This window comes from Streptomyces flavofungini (genome assembly GCF_041028215.1).
Taxonomy (GTDB): domain Bacteria; phylum Actinomycetota; class Actinomycetes; order Streptomycetales; family Streptomycetaceae; genus Streptomyces; species Streptomyces flavofungini_B.
Map to the genome: position 1 here is coordinate 1 of NZ_JASKYR010001397.1, position 900 is coordinate 900.

The window sequence follows — 900 nt, forward strand, 5'->3', positions numbered from 1 at the left end:
GTCCACCACCACTCACCCGTCCCCCGACGTCCACGCCGCCTCCACCGTCTTCGTCCTCGTCCACGGGGCCTGGCACGGCTCCGGCCAGTGGGCGGCGACGCAGCGTGCGCTGGCCGGGCTCGGGGCCGCGAGCGTCGCCGTGGACCTGCCGGGGCACGGGTTCGAGGCCCCGCTGCCCAGTGGCTATCTCCTTCCCGGGCAGCCCGGTCTGCTCAGTGAGAGGTCCGCGCTCGCCGCGGTGACCATGGACGACTGCGCCGAGCGCGTGCTGGCCGCGTTGCGTCGGGTCCGCCACCACCGCCGCGTCGTGCTCGTCGCGCACAGCGCGGGCGGCGGGCCCGCGTCCCTGGCCGCCGAGCGCGCACCCGGACTCGTCGACGCGATGGTCTACCTGTCGGCCTACGTGCCCGCCGCCCGACCGAGGTTCCTCGACTACATCGGCGCGCCGGAGAACGCGGCCCCCCGCGGCCCCGACCTCCACATCGGCGACGCCGACGCGCTGGGCGCGGTGCGGATCAACCCGCTCTCGCCGGACCCCGCCTACGTCGAGGAGCTGCGCCGGGTCTACTACCACGACCTCGCCCCGGACCGCTTCGACCGCTGGCGCCTTGGGCTGACGCCCGACCTGCCGCAGGCGGTGCCGGTCGCCCCCGTCGTCGTGACCCGTGCGCGCTGGGGGCGGATACCGCGCACCTTCCTGCGCTGCGCGGACGACCGGGCGCTGCTCCCCGCCGCGCAGGACCTGATGATCGCGGAGGCCGACCGGGAGATGCCCGACCGTCCGTTCACCGTCCGGGACCTGCCGGGCGGCCACAGCCCCTTCGCCACCCGCCCCCGCGAACTGGCCGCCGCCCTGCTGCCGTGCGGGCCCTAACGGGCGGCGCCCGCACGGCAGCAGGG

At 76.8% G+C, this 900-nt stretch carries 1 protein-coding gene; it reads left to right on the plus strand.

What is annotated here, in order from left to right; all coding sequences use genetic code 11:
- On the plus strand, positions 1-874 hold an 874-nt coding region (locus AB8Z36_RS41285; RefSeq protein WP_369218469.1), incomplete at its 5' end, for an alpha/beta hydrolase.
- Positions 875-900 lie beyond the last annotated feature (26 nt).